Source organism: Microvirga sp. BF8 (assembly GCF_059888585.1).
The window spans coordinates 2,903,627-2,923,802 of sequence record NZ_CM187619.1 but is presented as its reverse complement, the minus strand read 5'-3'; the positions used below and the strand labels follow the sequence as shown (position 1 = coordinate 2,923,802).

Here is a 20,176-nt window from a genome sequence, read left to right as displayed (position 1 = left end):
TCGATCCGTTGCAGGAGTGGCTCGTGCCATCGCCCGTCGCAGCCTTTGCAGGCGCGGTAACGGCCGTCAACCGGGCGGCCTTCAACCTCGCCGTGTCTCTCATCTTTATCGTCGTCGCGGTCATGCTGATCGAGGTGACGATGCGCTACTTCTTCCACAGCCCGACGGTCTGGGGAATGGAACTCGCCACGCTCCTGTTTGGCCCATACTTCCTGCTGGGCGGTCCATACGTGCTGCACCTGCGGGGGCATGTCTCCATGGATCTTCTCCATCAGCGTCTCAGCCCCAACGCAAGGCGTATCGTGGATCTCGTGAACTTGCCGATCATTATGGCGTTCTGTGCGATACTGCTTTGCTACACGGTTCCCGTGTCCGTCGAATCCTTCCTTTATCGTGAGACGTCCTTCTCCGCCTGGAATCCGCCGATCTGGTGGACAAAGGCAGCCGTTCCGATCGCGCTAGTCCTTCTCTTCGCCCAGGCCCTTGCCGAGTTCTTGATGACGATCACCGGCGAGGCCGATGTTGCCGCGGCGGAGACCGGCCTATGAACTCCTCCGCAATCCTCGTTCTCATGTTCGGTGGCCTGATGCTCTTCATGCTCACCGGGCTACCCATCGCCTTCGTTCTCGGTGGGCTTTCGCTCCTGGTCACCGTAGCCCTATGGAACGCCGACGCGGTGGTGATCATCGTCCTCCAGATCTTCGATACAATGCGGTCGGAGGCGCTACTCGGCATCCCGCTCTACATCCTCATGGCAGGCATCCTGTCCCGCTCCGGCGTGATCGAGAAGCTTTACAGAGCGATGGAGCTGTGGTTCGGGCGGTTGCGGGGTGGACTTGCAATTGGGACGGTCGTGATCTCGGTTGTCATGGCTGCCATGACGGGAGTGGTTGGCGCAGCGGTCACCGCGATGGGCATGCTCGCCCTGCCGGAGATGCTGCGCCGCCGCTATGACCCAGCACTCGCGACTGGCACGATTTGCGCCTCTGGTACTCTGGGAATCCTGATCCCACCGTCTGTCTTGACGATCGTCTATGCGGTGACGGCACAGGTGTCGATCGGCAAGATGCTGATTGCGGGCATCGTACCCGGTGTCATGCTCGCTGCGCTCTACATCGCCTACATCCTGCTGGTGTCCTGGCTCAATCCGAAGGCCGCTCCCCTCCCGGACAACTTCAAGCCGGCCCCGCTTTCTGTGCGGCTGGGGGCGCTCACGTCGCTGATCCTGCCGACGATGCTCATCGTGCTCATTCTCGGCTCGATTTTCTTCGGCATCGCCACACCGACAGAGGCGGCCGCGGTCGGCGTCCTCGGCGCTTGCATAGCCGCGGCGATCGAGCGCCGCCTCACCTTCGACTCCCTCTGGGGCGCAGGCTTCGACACGCTCAAGGCGACGGCGATGATCCTCTGGATCACGATCGGCGCGAAGGCCTATGTGGCGATTTTCACAGGTCTTGGCGGCGCGGATGCGCTCCTGAACTTCATTAAGACCCTGGATGTAGCGCCCTACGTCATCCTGCTCGTGATGATGGCGCTCCTGGTTTTCCTTGGTACGGTTCTTGACGAAATCGGAATCATTCTCCTCACGGTCCCGGTCTTCATCCCGATCGTCAGGCTCCTGGGCTTCGACGAGATCTGGTTTGGCGTGCTGTTCGCGATCACGATCCAGATGGGCTACATCTCGCCGCCTTTCGGCTACACCCTGTTCTACATGAAGGGCACGCTGCCTCCGCAGCTGAACATGGGCGTGGTCTACCGCGGAATTCTTCCCTTCTGGGCGCTCCAGACCCTGGGTCTGGCGATCGCGATGGCCTTCCCGGGCCTTATGACGATTCTTCCTCGCATCATGGATCAATAAGAAGAGCTGGAGTTAACCATGGCTGACCTGCCGAACACCTCTGTTCAATCCTCGCGCATCTCGGGTTTCCATAAGCTCCCGACTCCCGACCGTCTGAAAGTCGTCGCCGAATTCTGCGGCCTTGATGACAAGGCCGTTGAGCTGCTGACGAACACCGGAAACCTCGATCCCCATATCGCGGACCACATGATCGAGAACGTCGTCGGCACCATGACGATCCCGATCGGCGTCGCCACCAATATGCGGATCGACGGCAAGGATATCCTGATCCCGATGGCCACGGAGGAATCCTCCGTCGTCGCCGCAGTCTGTAATGCAGCGAAGCAATGCTACGACGCTGGGGGCTTCACGACCTCCATGTCTGGAGCATTGATGATCGCCCAGGTGCAGCTTGTCGGCGTGAGTGATCCGGAGAGCGCCCGTATCAAGATCCTGGAGCGGAAGGACGAGATCAAGGCGATCTGCGACGCCTGCGATCCGGTCCTCGTGAAGTTCGGGGGCGGGTTTCGGGACCTCGAGGTACGAGTGGTCGAGAGCCGTGGGGGTCCCATGGTCATTACTCACCTCATCGTCGACACCCGCGACGCGATGGGGGCGAACGCCGTCAACACCATGGCCGAGAAGCTCGCGCCGAGCATCGAAGCCTGGACGGGAGGCAAGGTCTTCCTTCGTATCCTGTCGAACTTGGCCGACCGGCGCGTCGCCCGTGCCCGGGCCATGTGGCCCTTGGAGGCGATCGGCGGCGAGGAGGTCCGGGATGGGATGCTCAGTGCCTATCACTTCGCCGATGCCGATCCTTATCGTGCGGCCACACATAACAAGGGCATCATGAACGGGGTTTCGGCCGTCGTTCTCGCAACGGGCAATGACACCCGCGCTGTCGAGGCTGGGTCGCATGCATACGCAGCTCGGAACGGACGCTACGGCAGCCTGACTCGCTGGGAGAAGTCCGCTGAAGGGCATCTGGTCGGAGTTCTCGAGATGCCCATGGCGGTCGGACTGATCGGCGGCGCAACGAAGGTGCACCCTGTCGCCCGGACGTGCCTGTCCATTCTGGGTGTCCGAACGGCGGAGGAGCTCGCACGGATCATTGCGGCTGTTGGTCTCGCCCAAAACTTCTCAGCCTTGCGTGCGCTCGCCACAACCGGAATCCAGAAAGGCCATATGGCGCTCCATGCGCAGAATGTCGCGATCATGGCCGGAGCTACCGGTCCAGAGATCGATGCTGTTGCGAAAGCGCTCGTCACTTCGGGAACCGTGAGGATCGACGCGGCAGAAGCGGAACTCGCGAAGATCCGCAAGGTCTGAATGATGTCGGATCGAGTTCGTCTCGTAGAGGTTGGTCCCCGGGATGGGCTTCAGAACGAGCCCTCCCATCCGTCCACAGACATCAAGGTCGAGCTGATCAAGCGCCTGTTCGATGCGGGCCTGCGCCACATCGAGGCCGGGGCATTCGTGTCACCCCGGTGGGTGCCGCGGATGGCGGACAGCGCAGCCGTGATCGCCGCGCTCGCTCCCCCGGAGGGGGCGGAGGTCATGGCTCTGGTTCCAAACGAGACCGGGCTCAAGGCAGCTTTGGCCAGCCCAGTCGGGTCGGTCGCGGTGTTCACGGCGGCGTCTGACACGTTCTCTCAACGCAACACAAATTGTAGCATCGCCGACGGCCTCGCGCGGATACGACCCGTCGTGGAGCAAGCGAAAGCAGCGGGGCGCTTCGTGCGTGGTTACGTGAGTTGCGTAATCGGCTGCCCCTATGAAGGAAGGGTGCCTGTTGCCTCGGTGGTCCGGGTCGCCGACAAGCTCGCCGAAATGGGGTGCGACGAGATTGCGCTTGGCGACACCATCGGGGTGGCGCGTCCCGCCGAAGTTCGTGAACTCGTGAAGGCCGTGATGGGGAGCATCCCAATCGAGAACATCGCCATCCATGCCCATGACACCTATGGAATGGGCGTCGCCAATGTCCTGACGGCGCTTGAACTCGGGGTTCGCTCGATCGATGCGTCGGTCGCGGGACTTGGGGGATGTCCCTATGCGCCAGGCGCAACTGGCAACGTTGCGACCGAAGACGTCGTATATCTCCTGGAAGGGCAGGGCCTCACCACGGGCGTTGATCTCGACGGGTTGGCCCGCACCGGAATTTGGATCTGCAATGTTCTTGGTCGCTCCCAGGCGTCCCGCGTAGCTGCGGCAAGATCCCACGGCATGAAACTGTGAATGCAGTGAAGCGAAGGCGCTCCGCGATCTCTCCTGGGGCCGGTCTTCAAAATCACAGGACAAGTTCACTTCGCGGTTCGTCTGACTGCCGTCAATTGCGATCCGCTCAGGTCGACCATGCCGCTTGGGCGCCATGCGCAGGAACCGTTTCGCGGTTGTCAGGTCGCCATGGCGGGTTCCTTTCCCTGTTCATCACAAGGTGATGCCAGGACGTATCATCGGACCGGCTCAGAGAGGCACTTGATCGTCTAGTCTATCTCGGGCCTATGATGCAGCCCGATCCGAGTGGCAGCATCACTACATGCTTCGTACTGTCTCTGTTTGTTTTACTGTAATATTCGTCCATTTGGTCCTGTCGACGGCGGCTGGCATCGCAGGTGAAAAAGCGCACGTGGTGCGCATCCTTACGTCGTTCCCGCCACAGTTCTTCGAGCCGTTCCGGACCGCCTTCGGACGGCGCCGACCGTCGATCACGCTCGAATTCGTGCAGCGTAAGACCACGGCCGCGGTCGCCGACCTCCTCGGCGAGAGGCGCAAGGTGGACATCTTCTGGGCCTCGGCGCCAGACGCCTTCGAGATCCTGAAGAGCGCCGGGCGCCTCGCCCGGCTGACACCCCGCTCAACAGGGGCACCGGATCTCATTGCCGGGTATCCGGTGAACGATCCGGATCTGACCTATCTCGGCTTCGCGCTCTCGGGCTACGGCTTCGTCTACAACCCGCATTACCTCAACGAGAGAGGGTTGCCAGTGCCGAGGGGCTGGAGCGAACTGACGGCGCCGATCTATGCCGGGCATATCGGCATCAGCTCTCCGTCCCGGTCGGGCACCATGCATCTCATGGTTGAGGCCATCCTCCAGGTTTATGGATGGGAGCACGGCTGGGGCATATGGTCTGAGATTGGCGGCAATCTTGCCACGGTGACGGCCCGTAGTTTCGGCGTGTCGGCAGGGGTGGCCCGGGGCCGTTTTGGAATCGGCCCCTCCATCGACTTCCTGGCCAATCCGGAGAACGTTCCCGCAGGAGCGACCCGGTTCATCCTTCCCGAGGAGACGCTATTCGTGCCTGCGAGCATCGCGATTCTGGCCGATGCGGAGAATCGCGAAGGGGCCGAGGGCTTCGTCGATTTCGTGCTGTCGCCTGAAGGACAGGCCCTCCTGCGCGATCCGGCCGTCGCCCGGCTGCCGATCTCGCCCGCCGCCTATCCGGCAGACGAGGCGGCGGAGGGCCAGCCCTTCACCCGTGACGGGCTTTTCGCCAAGAGCCTGTTCGACGCAAGCCTCTCGGCTGCGCGCTACGAACTCGTGAACATCATCTTCGACGAGGCGATCACCTTCCGAAGGGCCGAGCTCGGGCGGCTGTGGCGCTCGGTTCGGACGCTGGAAACCGCGCTGACCGAGCGGGCCGACACGCAGGTCGCCCGCCTGGTGAGCGAGGCCAGGGCCGCCCTGACGCGGCCGCCTCTCGGCCGGGACGAGGCCATGGATCGGGAGCGCTGGAAGGGTCTGATCAGGGTGCCGCGAGGCCTGCCGAGGCCGGAGCCGCAGATCCAGCTCGAGACCCGGATCAAAGAGGGAATCGAAGAGAACATGCGGCGGGCTGCAAAGGCCTTGTCCGAGGCCGCACTTAGGCTCGATGCCGCCGGCAAGCAGGCAAAGCGCCTGCCGGAGGCCGGCCGGCCATGATCCACCGCAGGAGACTGGGCATCGGGGGACGTCTCACGATCGCCTTTCTGGGCGTGGGCGGGCTTGCGGTCGGCGCCTGCGTCGTGGGTTGGCTGTCCTATGCTCGACTCAGTGAGGAGCTGAACTCCGTCGCGAAGGCTCATTTGCCCGCTCTGTCCTTCTCAGCGCGCCTCGCAGAGGCGGGCGCCAACGTGATCGCGAGCACGCCGGACCTTGCCGTCGCCGAGCGACAGGAGGCGTACAACCGCATCCGCGGGACCCTTGTTGAGCGCCTCACGGCTCTCAGGTCCGTCCTCAACGAGCGGAACGACAACGGGTCGCTGTCGCCCGAGCTCCTCGTCGTGACGGAGGCGATCAAGACCAACCTCGACACCATCGACCGGGTCGCGGATAGGCGCTTCCCCCTGCACGAACGCTCGCGGGAGATCAGCGAGGAGCTGCGGTGGCTCCAGGCCGACCTGATCGAGGAGGTCGATCCGCTCATCGACGATGCACGCTTCAACATCGAATCGGCGATCGGCCGTGTCGCGCCAGGCGAAGCTGCCGAGGCCGGGCGCCGGACCCTGCGGGAGGAAAGCCGCAAGAGCGAGGCTCTTCTGGCCATCAACGCACAGGCCAATCTCATCGTGGGCCTGCTGGGGCGGCTCGCGACGGTCCCGACCATCGAGGACCTTCAGGAGACGAGCAATTTCATCGGCGAGATGGCGGATCAGCTGGACGTCGAGACGAAGGCGCTCGTCAGCTGGACCGACACGATCACGATCAGCCAGATCGCCGCGCGCCTGCTGGCGGTCTCCGATCCGAAGACCGGGCTTGCGGCCCTGAAGCGGGCGGAGCTCGAGGCCATCGCCGAGGCCCAGGGCCTCCTTGCTGACAACAGAAGACTTGTCACCCAGCTCGGCGCGCTCATCTCCCAGGAGGTCAGCCGGACGGAGGCCATCGCGCGGCGCGCGGCGGAGCGTTCAGCCAATGCCATCGTGGTCGGCCGCAATCTCCTCTTCGCCATCGCGGTCGCCTCCTTGGGAATCACGATCCTGGTCGGCTGGTTCTATGTGCGGCGCGGTCTCGTCGTGCGGCTGCGTGGATTGACCGTGGCGGCGACGACGATCGCGAGCGGTCCGTCCATGCCGGTCCTACCCCCGCCGACGGACGACGAACTCGGGGATCTGGCCCGGGCGCTGACGGTGTTCCGGCAGACCCGGGACGATCTGGTCCAGGCCGCCAAGCTCGCGGCCCTCGGACAGATGGCGGCCGGGATCAGCCACGAGCTCAACCAGCCCCTTGCGGCGATCCGCTCCCATGCCCACAACGGCGCGGTCCTGCTCGAACGCGGCCGCACGGACGACGCAAGGACGAGCCTCGACCGCATCCAGCAGCTGACGGCCCGGATGGCCGAGCTGATCAGGCACCTCAAGCGGTTCGCCCGCCGTCCGGCCGATGCTCTCGACAGGGTTGACCTGCGCGCGACGGTCGAGGGCGCCCTGACCCTGTTCGAGCAGCGCCTCGCGGAGGAGCAGGTCGATGTACGCGTGAGTTTTCCGGATGCGCCCCTCGCGGTGCGGGCAGAGGAGGTCCGACTGGAGCAGGTCGTGGTCAATCTCCTGTCGAATGCCCTCGACGCCCTCGACGGGCGCAAGGACCGGCGCATCGAAATCGCCGCGCGAACGGGAGGACATCGGGTCAGCCTGACGGTTGCGGATAACGGGCCGGGCATCGAGGATCGTCACCGGGGGGCGGTCTTCGACCCCTTCTTTACTACAAAGCCGGCCGGCCTGGGACTCGGCCTCGGCCTGTCCATGTCATACAACATCGCGAAGGACTTTGGAGGGGATTTGATTTTGGCGAAGACCGGACGAGACGGAACGACCTTCGTGATCGAACTGACGGCGGCAGATCCGTCATGAGCCTCCAGCCCAGCGTCGTTCTCGTCGACGACGACGCGGAGGTGCGCGACGCCTACCGGCAGACGCTGGAGCTCGACGGCTTCGACGTAACGGCGTTCGCGTCCGCCGAGGCAGGGCTGGGCATCCTGTCGCCCGATCTTCCAGCCGTCGTCGTGAGCGACGTACGCATGCCCGGGAAGGACGGCTTCGATTTCCTCGAGGCTGTCCAGGCGGTCGATCGTGAGATTCCCGTCATCCTCTTAACGGGCCACGGCGATGTGCCGATGGCCATCAAGGCCGTGCGGGCGGGCGCCTGGGACTTCCTTGAAAAGCCGGCGGATCCTGTCCGGCTCGTCGAGACTGTCCGGCGGGCCTTCTCCCATCGCAGCCTCATCCTGGAGAACCGGGCCCTCAAGGCCAGCGTGGCCGACCAGGACCCCTTTGCGGGCCGACTTGTGGGCCGCTCCGCCGCCATCGAGCGCCTGCGGCGAAACCTGCGGACACTCGCGGAGGCCGAGACCGATGTCCTTCTCCTTGGCGAGACGGGCACCGGCAAGGAGGTCGCGGCCCGCGCCCTCCACGATTTCGGCCGCCGCCGAAAGGGGAGATTCGTGGCCGTCAATTGTGGCGCCATGCCCGAGACCATGATCGAAAGCGAATTGTTCGGCCACGAGCCCGGCGCCTTCACGGGCGCCCGCGAACGGCGGATCGGCAAGATCGAGCATGCGAGCGGTGGTACGCTCTTCCTCGACGAGATCGAGTCCATGCCCATGACCGCGCAGATCCGGCTGCTGCGGGTGCTCCAGGAAAGGACTATCGAGCGCCTCGGGTCCAACAAGGAGATCCCAGTCGACATCCGCGTTATCGCAGCCACGAAGGCGGACCTTGCCGCGCTTGCCGCCAAAGGCGCCTTCCGCGAGGACCTGGTCTACCGGCTGAATGTCGTCACGGTCCGCCTGCCGCCGCTCCGCGAGCGGCGGGACGACGTGCCTCTGCTCTTCCGCCACTTCCTGGTGCTTGCGGCTGCGCGCCAGGGCAGGGCGGTCCCCACGCTTGATCCCTCCTCCCAGGAAAGGCTCGAACAGCAGGACTGGCCCGGGAACGTGCGCGAACTGCGCAACGCCGCTGAGCGGTATCTCCTCGGCCTGGACGACGATGACGCGCCACAGGCCGAAGCCGGTTCCCGCGAGATGCTGACCCTCGACCAGCAGATGGAGATTGCGGAGCGGCGCGTGCTCGACGAGACCCTCGCGCGCCTGGGAGGGCGCATCGGTGCCACTGCCGAGGCGCTCGGGATCACGCGCAAGACACTCTACCTGAAGATGCGCAAATATGATCTCGGCCGCGCGGGCGAACTCAAGGAGTGATGTTACGGTTCTGACCCATCCGGCGGGTCGACGTTACGGTTCTTTCCCTCCTCCCGTCAGGTCGGAGGGATACCAGCATCCCCGGGTGATCGGAAAAGCGAGCTGGCACGGTTCTTGCAAGAAGCATCGGCGGCCGCCTTCGAGCGGACCCAACATACAGCCATCACGCTGGAGGAAACTGATGCTTCGCCATTCTGCCGCTGCCGCGGCGCTTATCGTCGGTGCTGCCCTGTTCACGGGAACTGCCTTCGCCCAGTCCGGCAAGGTCACTGTCGTGACCTCATTCTCGAAGGACGTGACCGACCCGTTCAAGCAGGCTTTCGAGAAAGCGCATCCAGGCGTGACCCTGGACGTGCAGAACCGGAACACCAATGCGGGCGTGAAATTCGTCGAGGAGACGAAAGCCAACAATCAGGTCGACGTCTTCTGGGCCTCGGCACCGGACGCCTTCGAGGTTCTCAAGGGCAAAAGCCTGCTGCAGAAGTACAAGCCGAAAGCGGAGGGCATTCCGGACAAGATCGGCTCCTATCCGATCAACGATCCGGAAAATTTCTATGCGGGCTTCGCGGCGTCGGGCTACGGCATCATGTGGAACGACCGCTACGCCAAGGCCAACAAGCTGCCTGAGCCCAAGGACTGGCAGGACCTCGCCAAACCCGTCTACCACGACCATGTCGCCATGGCGGCGCCGTCCCGTTCCGGCACGACCCACCTGACCGTGGAGACAATCCTTCAGGGCGAGGGCTGGGACAAGGGCTGGCGGACCCTGAAGGAAATGTCCGGCAACTTCAGCCAGATCACGGAACGGTCCTTCGGCGTGCCGGAGGCGGTTAATTCGGGACAGGTCGGTTTCGGCATCGTGATCGACTTCTTCGCCTTCTCGTCCCAGGCCTCGGGCTTCCCCGTGAAGTTCGTCTATCCGACCATCACGACCATCGTGCCGGCGAATGTCGCGGTGATCGCCAACGCGCCGAACAAGGCAGGGGCCGAGGCCTTCGTCGATTACCTGGTTTCGCCCGCCGGACAGGAAGTGCTGCTCGAGCCGAGCATCCGCCGTCTGCCGGTCAACCCGGCCGTCTACGCCAAGGCTCCAGCAGATTATCCCAATCCCTTCAAGGATCCGTCCCTCGGCGCCCGGGTGAAGTTCGACGTCGACGTGTCGGAGAAGCGCACCAATGTCGTCGACGTTCTCTATGACCAGACCGTCACATTCCAACTGGACGCCCTCAAGGCGGCCACCAAGGCGATCCAGGACGCCGAGGCGGCCCTCGCCAAGAAGGACAATGCCGACGCCAAGGCTCTCGTGAAGGAGGCGCGCGACCTCGTGGCCGCCACGCCGATTACCGAGCAGCAGGCCTCCTCACCCGAGATCGCCGGCGCCTTCACGGGCGGCAAGCAGAAGGGCGCGCGCCAGGCCGAGTTCGAGCAGCAATGGGCCTCTTTCGCCAAGGAGCATTACCAGCAGGCCCAGGCCAAGGCCGAGCAGGCGCTGAAGCTCGCACGCTGATCCAACCTGCTTGATCGGACCCTTGGGCGGCTCGCCGCGGCGAGCCGCCCGCAGCATCCCCCTTATCGGATTTAGGAGAGCGTTCATGGCCGGCGCCACGACGGCCGGACGCGCGCATGCGCCGTCCGCGTCTCACAGGCATTTCTTCAGGACATCGGCGACGCCGGGGCAGATCGCTCTTGCGCTCGGAATCGCCGCCTTCCTCATCCTGTTCCTCGTCATCCCGGTCGGAACGGTGATCTACGTCGCCTTCACCGAGAAGGGGACCGGCGTGTTCACCCTCGTCAATTTCCTGGACTTCGCCCGGACGGACCTGTTCATCCGCTCGTTCTGGAACTCGTTCTATGCGTCCGCGATGTCGGTCGTCGTCGCGTCCATCATTGCGCTGCCGCTTGCCTACATCACGACTCGCTTCAAGTTCCGCGGCGCCATGATCATCCAGACACTGGGCTTTCTGCCGCTGATCATGCCGCCCTTCGTCGGCGCCGTCGCGATGCTGCTCCTGTTCGGGCGTAACGGCACCGTTAACCTCCTCCTCGACGACTGGTTCGGCTTCAAGATTCCCTTCATGGAAGGGCTGAACGGCGTCATCTTCGTCCAGGCCGTTCATTATTTCCCGTTCATTCTGATCAACCTCTCGGCGGCCCTGCGCAACATCGACCGGTCCATGGAGGAGGCGGCGCAGAATCTCGGCAGCTCGGGCTTTCGGCTGTTCCGCCGCATCGTCTTTCCGCTCGCCATGCCGGGCTACATCGCCGGCGCGTCACTGGTCTTCGTGAAGGTGTTCGACGATCTCGCGACGCCTCTGCTCCTGAACGTCAAGGACATGCTGGCGCCGCAGGCCTATCTGCGCGTCACGTCGATCGGCATTGCAGACCCGATGGGGTACGTGATCTCGGTCGTGCTCATCTGCATGTCGATCCTCGCCATGTGGATCTCGGCGCGCGCCATGCGCGGCAAGGACTATGCCACCGTGCAGCGCGGTGGCGGCGGTCTGGCGAAACGCCAGATGCGCCCCTGGGAGAGCCTACTCGCCTATGCGGCGGTTCTGATCATCCTGCTGCTGGTCCTGGCGCCCCATATCGGGTTGCTGCTCCTCTCGTTCGCGACCATCTGGTCCTTCAGCCCGCTGCCGGACGGCTTCACCCTAGCCCATTACGGGCGCGTGTTCGGCGAGAGCTTCGTGTACGTGAAGAACACCTTCATCTATGCATCCCTGGCGGGGCTGATCGACGTCGTCCTCGGCACCGCCATCGCCTACCTCGTGCTGAGAACTCGACTCTTCGGCCGGGAATGGCTCGACTGGGCGGCGACTGCCGCTTTGGCGATCCCAGGCGTGGTGCTCGGCATCGGCTATCTGCGTACCTTCTACGGTGTGCAGCTTCCCGATGGCACACCGCTGGCGGCCCTATGGGTCACGATCGTGCTGGCCCTCGCGATCCGGCGCCTGCCCTATGCCTTGCGCGCCTGCTATGCGGCCCTACAGCAGATCTCAGTCTCGCTTGAGGAGGCAGCGGAGAATCTCGGTGCTACGAAGACACGCACGATCCGGCGGATCGTCCTGCCCTTGATGACTGGCGGCATCCTGGCCGGCTTCGTCACGAGCTTCGCGACGGCGGCCGTGGAGCTCTCCGCAACACTGATGCTCGTCCAGTCGAACGCGGATGCGCCGCTCGCCTACGGGCTCTACGTGTTCATGCAGTCGGCGGCCGGGCGGGGGCCCGGGGCCGCGCTGGGCGTCATCGCGGTCCTGCTCGTCGCCCTGTGCACCTTCGCGTCCCATCTGATCATCGAGAAAAGCCAGAAGGCCAAGACGGCCGGACACTGACGGCGTCATGAGAACGAGGAAACGAGACCCATGAACCAGCCTCTTCCCGCTACGACCCTCGGGGCCAACGCCGTGGACGTCGATATCCGCAACGTCGACCTGTCCTACGGCGCCAACCATGTCCTCAAGGGCATCAACCTGCATATCCGGCCGGGCGAGTTCTTCGCCTTCCTCGGCCCGTCGGGATGCGGAAAGACCACCTTGCTGCGCCTGATTGCGGGCTTCAACCACGCCGATGGCGGCGAGGTTCTCGTGGGCGGGCAGGACGTCTCCCGTCTTCCGCCCTGGAAGCGCGATGTCGGAATGGTCTTCCAATCCTACGCCCTGTGGCCGCACATGACGGTGCGACGCAATGTTGCCTTCGGTCTCGAGGAGCGGAAGGTGCCGCGGGCCGAGATCGACAGGCGCGTCGCCGCGGCCCTGGAACTCGTCGGGCTCGCTCATCTGGCCGACCGGCGTCCCTCGCAGCTCTCCGGCGGGCAGCAGCAGCGCGTCGCGGTTGCCCGCACCATCGCCATCGAGCCGCAGGTTCTGCTCCTGGACGAGCCGCTTTCCAACCTCGATGCCAAGATGCGCGTCCAAGTGCGGCGGGAACTACGCGAGCTGCAGCAGCGGCTGGGCCTGACGACAATTTTCGTCACCCACGACCAGGAGGAGGCCAACACCATCTGCGACCGCATCGCCGTCATGAACGACGGCATCGTGCAGCAGGTCGGTACGCCCATGGAGCTCTACGAGAAGCCCGCCAATCTGTTTGTGGCGAATTTCCTCGGCACGGCCAATATCTTGCAGGGCCACGTGGTGCGCGAGGGAGGCGAGCGCTTCTTCGACATCGACGGCGGGGTTCGCCTGCCGATCCCGGCTCACGTGGTCGTGCCGGAGGGAGCCAAGCTCGTCTTCCGGCCGCAACACGCGTCCCTGGGCAGGCACGGACCAGGCGACGTTCGGCTTCCGGGCACCGTTGTGTATAGCGAGTTCCTCGGCTCCACCCTACGATACGGGGTGAGGATCGGTGCCGCGGAGGTCTCTATCGACACGGCGTTCCATTCGGGAGAGTCGCTCCACCAGCCGGGCTCCTCTACAGAGATCGGCCTTTCCCTGCGTTCGGCCCTCTGGCTCGCCGCCTGAGGGTGCGTCCGAACGGAGGGGAAATATCCCTGCCGCCGTTCTTGCCCGTTCTGCAAACACCAGCCCATCGGACCAATCCCAGTAGGGGATCCCACTTTTTGGGGTCTGAGACCTTAGGATCGACCACATGCCTCCCCTGAAAGCCGTTATCTTCGATCTGGACGGGACTCTCGTCGACAGCGCATGCGATCTTCGAGACGCAGTGAACGTCCTCCTGGCAGAGGAAGGCCTGCGGCAGGTCGGACTCGACGAGGTCAAATCCATGATTGGCGACGGAGCGGCCAAGTTCGTGGAGCGGGCCGTCTCGGCGACAGGCGGAGACCTGTCGCGCCTTCCTGCGCTTGTTGCTCGTTTCCTCCAAATCTATGAGGCGAATGCGTCTCGCCACACTAGGGCATATCCGGGGGTCGTGGAAACGCTGGCTGGCCTGCGCGGTCTTGGACTTCCGCTGGCGGTCGTCACCAACAAGCCCTACGCGGCCACTGTCGACATCCTGGAGGCGCTCGGTCTGCGGGCCTATTTCGATGCAGTCGTCGGAGGGGATACCCTTCCCGAGCGCAAGCCGCACCCGGCCCCGATCATCGCAGCGCTGAACCATCTGGGCGCAGCGCCCGAGGCGGCACTCATGGTCGGCGATAACTACCATGACGTGCAGGCGGCCAAGGCAGCCGGCGTGCGCGCCTTCGCGGTCACCTACGGCTATAGCCATAAGCCCCACGCGGAACTCGGAGCGGAACGCCTGATCCACGCAATGCCCGAATTGTTGCCCATTGTGGCGAAGGCCGCTGCCAGATGAGCCTCCGAAAGGCGCGGTCGGGCAGCAGAATCCCTATCCTGGAACAGTGAATCATGAGACTCATTTTGGTCCGCCACGGCGAGACTGTGTGGAATGCGGAGCGTCGTTTGCAGGGCCATGCAGACGCGCCCCTGTCGTTGCGCGGCATCGAGCAGGCGCGACGTGCGGCGAAGTTCTTCACGAACGGCCCCGCTCCCGGACTCGTCGTGACCTCGGACCTGAGCCGGGCGCGCCACACGGCCGAACTTCTCGGCTTCACCGATTGCGCCACCGACGAGCGCCTGCGCGAAATGGATCTCGGCGACTGGACGGGCCGCTGGATCGAGCTGATCGAGGCCTCCGACAGAGGCGCCTACCGCGATTGGCGGCTCGGGCTTTATACGCCGCCACGCGGCGAAGGGTGGGAGCAGTTTCGGGACCGCGTCGGTGCGGCGATCAGCGAAGCCGTCGAGCGGGCCGATGGTGACGTGGTCATCGTCGCCCATGAGGGAGTCGTCCGGGCTGCCTGCGACGTGCTGGTCGGCTTGGCTCCGCCTCAGCTCTCGCCTATCGCGCCGGGGGCGATCACCATATTCAACATCAATCGTTCGGCGCAATCGCACCGTGCACGACTGATGGCGTTCAACCTCACGCTCTCGCCGGACGACCTGAGAACGCAAGGTTTGGATCACGCTCCCGTCTAGCCCATGATAAGTGGCCAACGCGCAGCAGGATGACCGAGTGATCAAAATGGCAGCCCTTGAACCTTGACACGTCGGGAGCATAACGGAGACGTGGGCCGAACTGGTTACCAATGAGTTTGCGACAGATGTGCTTGCTCGCATCTGACCGCGCCAGGAATTCCGTGAGCGGGAATGATTGCGGATATGAGCCCGTCAAAATCGAAAGCCGCTCCAGGATCAAGTGCTCGTTCCGGTTTCCAGCAGGTGAGGCTTAGCCAGAATTGCATGCAACATGTCCCGTTAGTGGGCGAGCCATCGCAACTTCGGTCTGCGGTCAGGCCAGCATGGTGCCTATCCGCTGCGCCACGGTGCGGGCTGCGTTCTCGAGATCCTGGATGACCGGGCGCTGATCGTCGACGCGCCAGACCAGGGCGCTCTCGATGGGGGGCAGGTCGAGTTCCACGAAGGCGATGCCGGGATGCGTGAAATAGTTCTGGGCTCGGGCCGACAGCGTCATGACGCAATCGCCGGTGGCCACGGCCACCAGCCCCTCGCGCACGGTGGTAATCTCCGGCCCGCCGGCGATCCGGTGGCCCTCGGGTGTGGCCGTCGGGAAATGATAGGTTGTCCATACATCCGAAACGTAGCCCGGCGGAAGCTGCACCATGCATTCGTGCCGAAGCTCCTCCGGGTCGACCAGCGCAAGTCCCTGGAGGCGATGACCATCCGGCACGATGAGCAGGCGCGCATCGCGAAAGAGCGTCGCCCCGCGCGACAGTCCTGCGTTCGGCAGGGGCAGGCGGACGATGGCAACATCGACCATGCCGTGCACGACCGCCGAGCCCTGGTTGAGGTAGTTGAGCTCGACGAAGCGCAGCCTGACATCCGGACGCCGGCGCTGGAACTCTGCGACAATTCCTGAGGTCAGCTCATAGAAGCCTCCGCCGAGATAGCCGATCGCGAGCTCCATCCCCCGTCCCTGGGCCCGGCGGCGGGCGTCGCTGAGGGCCGTCTTGAGCGCCATCACCGAGGGCTGGATGTCCTTGAGAAAGGCCTCTCCGAGAGGGGTAAGGCTCACCCGGCGACTGGTCCGTTCCAGCAGCTTGCCCCCGAGTGCCTCCTCGAGAGCCTTCACCGCTTCGGAAACAACCGACTGGCGCACGCCGATGAAATCCGCCGCCCGACCGAAGTGCAGCATCCGTGCGACGGCCACGAAGCATTCGAGTTTGCGTAGGTCCATTTTTGATCTATCGGAAATCGCGATTGATAGGAGCGTCTTTTAATATTGATCAATCGGCATACTGGGCAAAAATCACGTCAAAGAGTCAATCAGATAATGATCAGGGAGGTGGGGGGCATGAACGTCGCGGAATTGTCCGTTGAGTTTCCATGTTACGATGCAACCATTCGCGGCACGTTCTACGGGCCTGAGGGGGAGGATGAGGCGCCTCTCCCCGCCGTTGTTCTCGGCCACGGCTGGGGGATGACCGCCGGCGGGGACCTCGAAGACTATGCCCGTGCCATCGCCCGCCGGGGCATCGCCTGCCTGACTTTCGACTACCGGCGTCTTGGCAAGAGCGACGGCTTGCCCCGCCAGGAAATCGATCCGGCCTGGCAGTTGGAGGATTACCGGGCGGCGATCACCTATCTCTGCTCCCGGCCCGAGGTGGATGCCGGGCGGATCGGCGTCTGGGGGACGAGCTATAGCGGCGGCCATGTGCTGGTCATCGCGGCGACGGATGCGCGCGTGCGCTGCGTGGTGAGTCAGGTGCCGACGATCAGCGGCTACCTGTCAGGGTTGCGCAAGACCCATCCCAACAACCTGAGGGCCCTGCACGATCTCTTCGCCGATGAGCGGCTGGCCCGGCTGCGGGGCGAGCCGCTTCGCACCATGAAGGAAGTGGGTCTGGAAGGCGAGGCGGGCGTGGCCTATCCGGGCGCGGAATCCTACGATTACATGATGGGGCAGGCCGCCCGCTGCCCGGAATGGCGCAACGAGGTGACGGTCCGCTCCCTGGAAATGGCGCGCACCTACGAGCCCGGACAGTGGATCTCCCGCATCGGGCCAAAGCCCTTGCTGATGATCGTCGCCGACGACGATCGCCAGACGCCCACCGATCTTCAGCTCCAGGCCTTCAACCAAGCCTCGGCGCCGAAGGAATTGCTGCTGCTCCAGGGCGGCCACTATACGGCCTACACCACGCATTTCGACAAGACCAGCACGGCGGCGGCCGACTGGTTCAGCAAACACCTGTGACCAAAAGCAGGTTGAAAGGCTCGCAAGCAGCCGAAAAGAGCCCAAGCTTCATGGGAGGACAACACATGACAAGCGCTCACATCCTATCGCCCGTCGTGGGGGCGAAGACGACGACCATGGACAAGTCGAAATCGCTGCGCTCCCTGCGCGCAGCGGCCGTCGGCAACATGCTCGAATGGTTCGACTGGACGCTCTACGGCACGTTCGCCGTCTATCTGGCGTCCAACTTCTTCGACAAGACCAACGCGACCTCCGCGCTTCTGTCCGTGCTCGCGGTCTTCGCGGTCGGCTTCGTCGCGCGGCCGATCGGCGGCATCGTCTTCGGCCGCTTCGGCGACCGGATCGGCCGCAAGAACACGCTCATCCTGACGATGTCGACCATGGCGCTCGCGAGCCTCATGATCGCGCTCATCCCGAGCTATGAGAGCATCGGCATCTGGGCCTCGGTGCTGCTCCTGGTCGCCCGCCTTCTGCAGGGTCTGGCCCACGGCGGCGAGTCGGGCGTATCCTATGCCTATGTCGCCGAGATCTCGCCGCCCCAGCATCGCGGCCTCTGGGCAAGTTCGGTCTTCGTCAGCGTGACGCTCGGCGTCATCGCAGCTACCTTCCTCGGCATCGTGCTGACCTCGGCCTTCTCCAAGGACGAGATGATGTCCTATGGCTGGCGCATCGGTTTCGCGGTGGGCGGTCTGCTTGGCATCGTCGCGTTCTACATGCGCCGTGCGGCTCATGAATCGCCGATCTACAGCAACAATTCCGCGAACAAGGCTGAGGCGCGGCCGCTGACCGGCCAGGAGAAGATGCAGATCCTGCTTAAGGTCGTCTTCTTCTCCGCATCCTCCAACGTCGCCTACTATACGTGGGTGACCTTTGCGCCGAGCATGGCCATCTCCGCTCACGGCATGGATGCGAACGGCGCCTTCATCGCCAGCCTGTGCGCGCAGGTCATCACGCTGCTGCTGCTGCCGTTCTTCGGGCATCTGGCGGACCGGCTCGGCCGCAAGCCCATGGTCTTCCTCTATGGCATTGGTATCATGCTGGCGCCGTTCCCGGTCAATGCCATCCTGGGTTCCGAGCCCTGGACCCTGTTCGTGTCGCAGGGGCTCGGTCTCGCGGTCTGGGCGCTGATCGCCTCCATCTACCCGGCGCTCATCGCCGAACAGATTCCCACCCAGCAGCGCGCCCTCGGCGTCGGTTTCCTGTCTTCGCTCTCCGTGGCGATCTTCGGCGGCACCGCGCCCTATCTGAACACCTGGCTCAACTCCATCGGCATGTCATGGGTGTTCTCGGTCTACATCATGTTCCTCGGGCTCCTCGCCGTCATCGCTGCGATGATGATCCGGGAGACGAAGGGCGTGCCGCTGAGCGAGATCCGCAGCCAGTAAATGAGACTTGCCGGCTGTCCACCCGACCGCCGGCAACCTCCACCGAGTGATCCCGAGACAACGAACAGATTCATGGAACAGAAAAAAGTTGCCGTCGTTACCGGCGCGAGCGGTGGAATCGGCTCGGCCATCTGCGGGCGGCTGAAAGCCGATGGCTTAACGATCGTCGGTATCGACCGCGTGAGCCCTGCGCAGCAGGCCGTGGACATCGATCATCTGACGGTGGACATCGCGGACACGCAGGCCCTCGCCAAGGCCGCTGAAGACATCGTCGCCCGCCACGGCGCGATCGACGTCTGGGTCAACAACGCGGGTTTTCTCGAGCGCCGGGAAGCGCTCGACATCAGCGAGGCCGAGTGGAACCGAACGCTTGCGGTCAATCTGACGGCGACCTTCTTCGGTGCGCAGTACGCGGCGCGCAGCATGCGCGCGAGCGGCCGCGGCGGAGCCATCGTCAACCTGTCGAGCTATGCAGGCCTCAAGGCACGGCCCAACTGCGCCGCCTATGCCTCCGCAAAGGCGGCCGTCGCCCATCTGACGTCCTGCCTCGCCGTCGAATGGGGCCAATACGGCATTCGCGTCAACGCGATCGCGCCTGGATACATCGAAACCGTCATGAGCGCCTGGATGCACCAGGATCCGGCGCAGCGCACGCAGCTCCTGGGGCGAACGCCGCTCGCGCGCCTCGGTGAGCCAAAGGAAATCGCCGACGCAGTGAGCTTCCTGGTCGGCAATGACAGCAGTTACATCACCGGCCATGTCCTGAGCGTCGATGGAGGCATCGTCCGCGCATGAACGAGTCTTATTGGAACGACAAAACGTTCATCGTCACCGGCGGCGCGCGGGGGCAAGGCGCAGCGGAGGTCAACCGGCTCCTGGCGCTAGGGGCGAATGTGGTCGTCGTCGACCCGCTCTCGCCGGACAGCCCCGACTGGGCCATCGACCGCACACAGAATTCCCGCCTGCGGCTTGTCGCGGGCGGCGTGCAGCTGGAGAGCACATGGCGCGAGGTGCTGGAGACCGTCATAGCCATCGGCGCGCCGCTGGCGGGCCTCGTCAACAATGCCGGCATCACCTTACGCAAGACCGTCACCCAAACCTCGCTGGAGGAATGGGAGCGCCTGCTGAGCGTCAATCTGACGGGAGCCTATCTCGGCATCCGCATGACGGCGTCGGTGATGATGGACGGCGGATCGATCGTGAACGTGTCGTCGACGGCCGGGCTGACGGGCTATTTCAGCGCCGCCTATACGGCCAGCAAATGGGGCCTTCGCGGACTCGCGAAGGCGGCAGCCATCGAGCTCGCCCCCCGGAAGATCAGGGTCAACACCGTCTGCCCCGGTCTCGTCGACACGCCGATGATCAACAGGCCGAACGGCGGCTACGGTCTCGACCAGGCGCGGGCGTTCTTCGAGGGCAACCGAGCCCTGACGCCGCTCGCACGGGGAGCCGATCCGGATGAAGTGGCCGGTGCGGTGATCTTCCTGCTCGGGCCCGACAGCCGCTTCATCACTGCGACCGATCTGGCCGTCGATGGCGGCATGATCGGAGGCGGGATCTATAGCCGGATCGGCCGTTCCGTCGGCACCGTGCAGGACAGTCTTTGA

The 20,176-nt window shown here is 64.3% G+C and carries 17 protein-coding genes and 1 pseudogene; 16 read left to right on the top strand and 2 right to left on the bottom strand.

Annotation, left to right across the window (positions count from 1 at the left end):
• Window positions 1-23 precede the first annotated feature (23 nt).
• The 4 genes from AC522E_RS13895 to AC522E_RS13880 are packed head-to-tail and all read left to right on the top strand — an operon-like array spanning window position 24 to window position 4,072.
• A complete protein-coding gene (locus tag AC522E_RS13895) occupies window positions 24-548 on the top strand; it encodes a TRAP transporter small permease subunit (RefSeq protein ID WP_500746850.1) in 525 nt (174 codons plus the stop codon).
• Entirely contained in the window at window positions 545-1,858 is a 1,314-nt protein-coding gene (locus tag AC522E_RS13890) for a TRAP transporter large permease (protein WP_500746849.1), read from the top strand. Before AC522E_RS13895 ends, AC522E_RS13890 begins: the two co-directional genes overlap by 4 nt.
• Before the next feature lie 18 nt (window positions 1,859-1,876).
• Window positions 1,877-3,166 carry a hydroxymethylglutaryl-CoA reductase, degradative gene (locus AC522E_RS13885; RefSeq protein ID WP_500746848.1) on the top strand — a complete coding sequence of 430 codons (1,290 nt, stop codon included), beginning with the start codon at window positions 1,877-1,879 and terminating at the stop codon, window positions 3,164-3,166.
• Window positions 3,167-4,072 (top strand): hydroxymethylglutaryl-CoA lyase, encoded by a 906-nt coding sequence (locus AC522E_RS13880; protein WP_500746847.1) that lies wholly within the window; start codon window positions 3,167-3,169, stop codon window positions 4,070-4,072.
• A gap of 21 nt (window positions 4,073-4,093) precedes the next feature.
• Here the strand turns inward: AC522E_RS13880 and AC522E_RS13875 are convergent.
• Window positions 4,094-4,237, bottom strand: a pseudogene (locus AC522E_RS13875) (IS6 family transposase); the annotation flags it as partial.
• A 226-nt stretch (window positions 4,238-4,463) separates the two neighbouring features.
• Here AC522E_RS13875 and AC522E_RS13870 point away from each other — a divergent pair.
• From AC522E_RS13870 to AC522E_RS13835, 8 genes are all read left to right on the top strand, one after another.
• Complete coding sequence (locus AC522E_RS13870; RefSeq protein ID WP_500746846.1) at window positions 4,464-5,756, top strand: ABC transporter substrate-binding protein; 1,293 nt, start codon at window positions 4,464-4,466, stop codon at window positions 5,754-5,756.
• Window positions 5,753-7,660 carry an ATP-binding protein gene (locus tag AC522E_RS13865; protein ID WP_500746845.1) on the top strand — a complete coding sequence of 636 codons (1,908 nt, stop codon included), beginning with the start codon at window positions 5,753-5,755 and terminating at the stop codon, window positions 7,658-7,660. Before AC522E_RS13870 ends, AC522E_RS13865 begins: the two co-directional genes overlap by 4 nt.
• Window positions 7,657-9,006: a sigma-54-dependent transcriptional regulator gene (locus AC522E_RS13860; RefSeq protein ID WP_500746844.1), complete on the top strand. Its 1,350-nt coding sequence runs from the start codon at window positions 7,657-7,659 to the stop codon at window positions 9,004-9,006. The genes AC522E_RS13865 and AC522E_RS13860 overlap by 4 nt, the downstream gene beginning before the upstream one ends.
• 181 nt (window positions 9,007-9,187) lie before the next feature.
• A complete protein-coding gene (locus AC522E_RS13855; protein WP_500746843.1) occupies window positions 9,188-10,513 on the top strand; it encodes an ABC transporter substrate-binding protein in 1,326 nt (441 codons plus the stop codon).
• Window positions 10,514-10,598: 85 nt separating this feature from the next.
• Window positions 10,599-12,341 (top strand): ABC transporter permease, encoded by a 1,743-nt coding sequence (locus tag AC522E_RS13850; RefSeq protein ID WP_500746842.1) that lies wholly within the window; start codon window positions 10,599-10,601, stop codon window positions 12,339-12,341.
• A 30-nt stretch (window positions 12,342-12,371) separates the two neighbouring features.
• Window positions 12,372-13,469: an ABC transporter ATP-binding protein gene (locus AC522E_RS13845; protein WP_500746841.1), complete on the top strand. Its 1,098-nt coding sequence runs from the start codon at window positions 12,372-12,374 to the stop codon at window positions 13,467-13,469.
• A 127-nt stretch (window positions 13,470-13,596) separates the two neighbouring features.
• Window positions 13,597-14,265 carry a phosphoglycolate phosphatase gene (gph, locus tag AC522E_RS13840; RefSeq protein WP_500746840.1) on the top strand — a complete coding sequence of 223 codons (669 nt, stop codon included), beginning with the start codon at window positions 13,597-13,599 and terminating at the stop codon, window positions 14,263-14,265.
• Between the two features lie 53 nt (window positions 14,266-14,318).
• Window positions 14,319-14,948 carry a histidine phosphatase family protein gene (locus AC522E_RS13835; RefSeq protein ID WP_500746839.1) on the top strand — a complete coding sequence of 210 codons (630 nt, stop codon included), beginning with the start codon at window positions 14,319-14,321 and terminating at the stop codon, window positions 14,946-14,948.
• Between the two features lie 313 nt (window positions 14,949-15,261).
• On the opposite strand, the gene AC522E_RS13830 is transcribed toward AC522E_RS13835, so the two are convergent.
• On the bottom strand, window positions 15,262-16,167 hold the full coding sequence (locus tag AC522E_RS13830) for a LysR family transcriptional regulator (RefSeq protein ID WP_500746838.1): 906 nt from the start codon (window positions 16,165-16,167) through the stop codon (window positions 15,262-15,264).
• Window positions 16,168-16,284: 117 nt separating this feature from the next.
• Here AC522E_RS13830 and AC522E_RS13825 point away from each other — a divergent pair, with 117 nt between their 5' ends.
• The 4 genes from AC522E_RS13825 to AC522E_RS13810 all read left to right on the top strand — a co-directional run bounded on the left by AC522E_RS13825 (window position 16,285) and on the right by AC522E_RS13810 (window position 20,176).
• Window positions 16,285-17,184: an alpha/beta hydrolase gene (locus tag AC522E_RS13825; RefSeq protein ID WP_500746837.1), complete on the top strand. Its 900-nt coding sequence runs from the start codon at window positions 16,285-16,287 to the stop codon at window positions 17,182-17,184.
• A 65-nt stretch (window positions 17,185-17,249) separates the two neighbouring features.
• Window positions 17,250-18,569, top strand: coding sequence for an MFS transporter (locus AC522E_RS13820; protein ID WP_500746836.1), 1,320 nt, complete (start codon window positions 17,250-17,252; stop codon window positions 18,567-18,569).
• Window positions 18,570-18,641: 72 nt separating this feature from the next.
• On the top strand, window positions 18,642-19,364 hold the full coding sequence (locus AC522E_RS13815) for an SDR family NAD(P)-dependent oxidoreductase (RefSeq protein WP_500746835.1): 723 nt from the start codon (window positions 18,642-18,644) through the stop codon (window positions 19,362-19,364).
• Window positions 19,361-20,176, top strand: coding sequence for an SDR family NAD(P)-dependent oxidoreductase (locus AC522E_RS13810; RefSeq protein ID WP_500746834.1), 816 nt, complete (start codon window positions 19,361-19,363; stop codon window positions 20,174-20,176). Before AC522E_RS13815 ends, AC522E_RS13810 begins: the two co-directional genes overlap by 4 nt.

Excerpts from the sequence above, each read along its gene's own strand:
- AC522E_RS13890 (WP_500746849.1), top strand. The coding sequence starts at position 545 with ATGAACTCCTCCGCAATCCTCGTTCTCATGTTCGGTGGCCTGATGCTC.
- AC522E_RS13885 (WP_500746848.1), top strand. The coding sequence starts at position 1,877 with ATGGCTGACCTGCCGAACACCTCTGTTCAATCCTCGCGCATCTCGGGT.
- AC522E_RS13880 (WP_500746847.1), top strand. The coding sequence starts at position 3,167 with ATGATGTCGGATCGAGTTCGTCTCGTAGAGGTTGGTCCCCGGGATGGG.
- AC522E_RS13865 (WP_500746845.1), top strand. The coding sequence starts at position 5,753 with ATGATCCACCGCAGGAGACTGGGCATCGGGGGACGTCTCACGATCGCC.
- AC522E_RS13860 (WP_500746844.1), top strand. The coding sequence starts at position 7,657 with ATGAGCCTCCAGCCCAGCGTCGTTCTCGTCGACGACGACGCGGAGGTG.
- AC522E_RS13855 (WP_500746843.1), top strand. The coding sequence starts at position 9,188 with ATGCTTCGCCATTCTGCCGCTGCCGCGGCGCTTATCGTCGGTGCTGCC.
- AC522E_RS13850 (WP_500746842.1), top strand. The coding sequence starts at position 10,599 with ATGGCCGGCGCCACGACGGCCGGACGCGCGCATGCGCCGTCCGCGTCT.
- AC522E_RS13845 (WP_500746841.1), top strand. The coding sequence starts at position 12,372 with ATGAACCAGCCTCTTCCCGCTACGACCCTCGGGGCCAACGCCGTGGAC.
- gph (WP_500746840.1), top strand. The coding sequence starts at position 13,597 with ATGCCTCCCCTGAAAGCCGTTATCTTCGATCTGGACGGGACTCTCGTC.
- AC522E_RS13835 (WP_500746839.1), top strand. The coding sequence starts at position 14,319 with ATGAGACTCATTTTGGTCCGCCACGGCGAGACTGTGTGGAATGCGGAG.
- AC522E_RS13830 (WP_500746838.1), bottom strand. The coding sequence starts at position 16,167 with ATGGACCTACGCAAACTCGAATGCTTCGTGGCCGTCGCACGGATGCTG.
- AC522E_RS13825 (WP_500746837.1), top strand. The coding sequence starts at position 16,285 with ATGAACGTCGCGGAATTGTCCGTTGAGTTTCCATGTTACGATGCAACC.
- AC522E_RS13820 (WP_500746836.1), top strand. The coding sequence starts at position 17,250 with ATGACAAGCGCTCACATCCTATCGCCCGTCGTGGGGGCGAAGACGACG.
- AC522E_RS13815 (WP_500746835.1), top strand. The coding sequence starts at position 18,642 with ATGGAACAGAAAAAAGTTGCCGTCGTTACCGGCGCGAGCGGTGGAATC.
- AC522E_RS13810 (WP_500746834.1), top strand. The coding sequence starts at position 19,361 with ATGAACGAGTCTTATTGGAACGACAAAACGTTCATCGTCACCGGCGGC.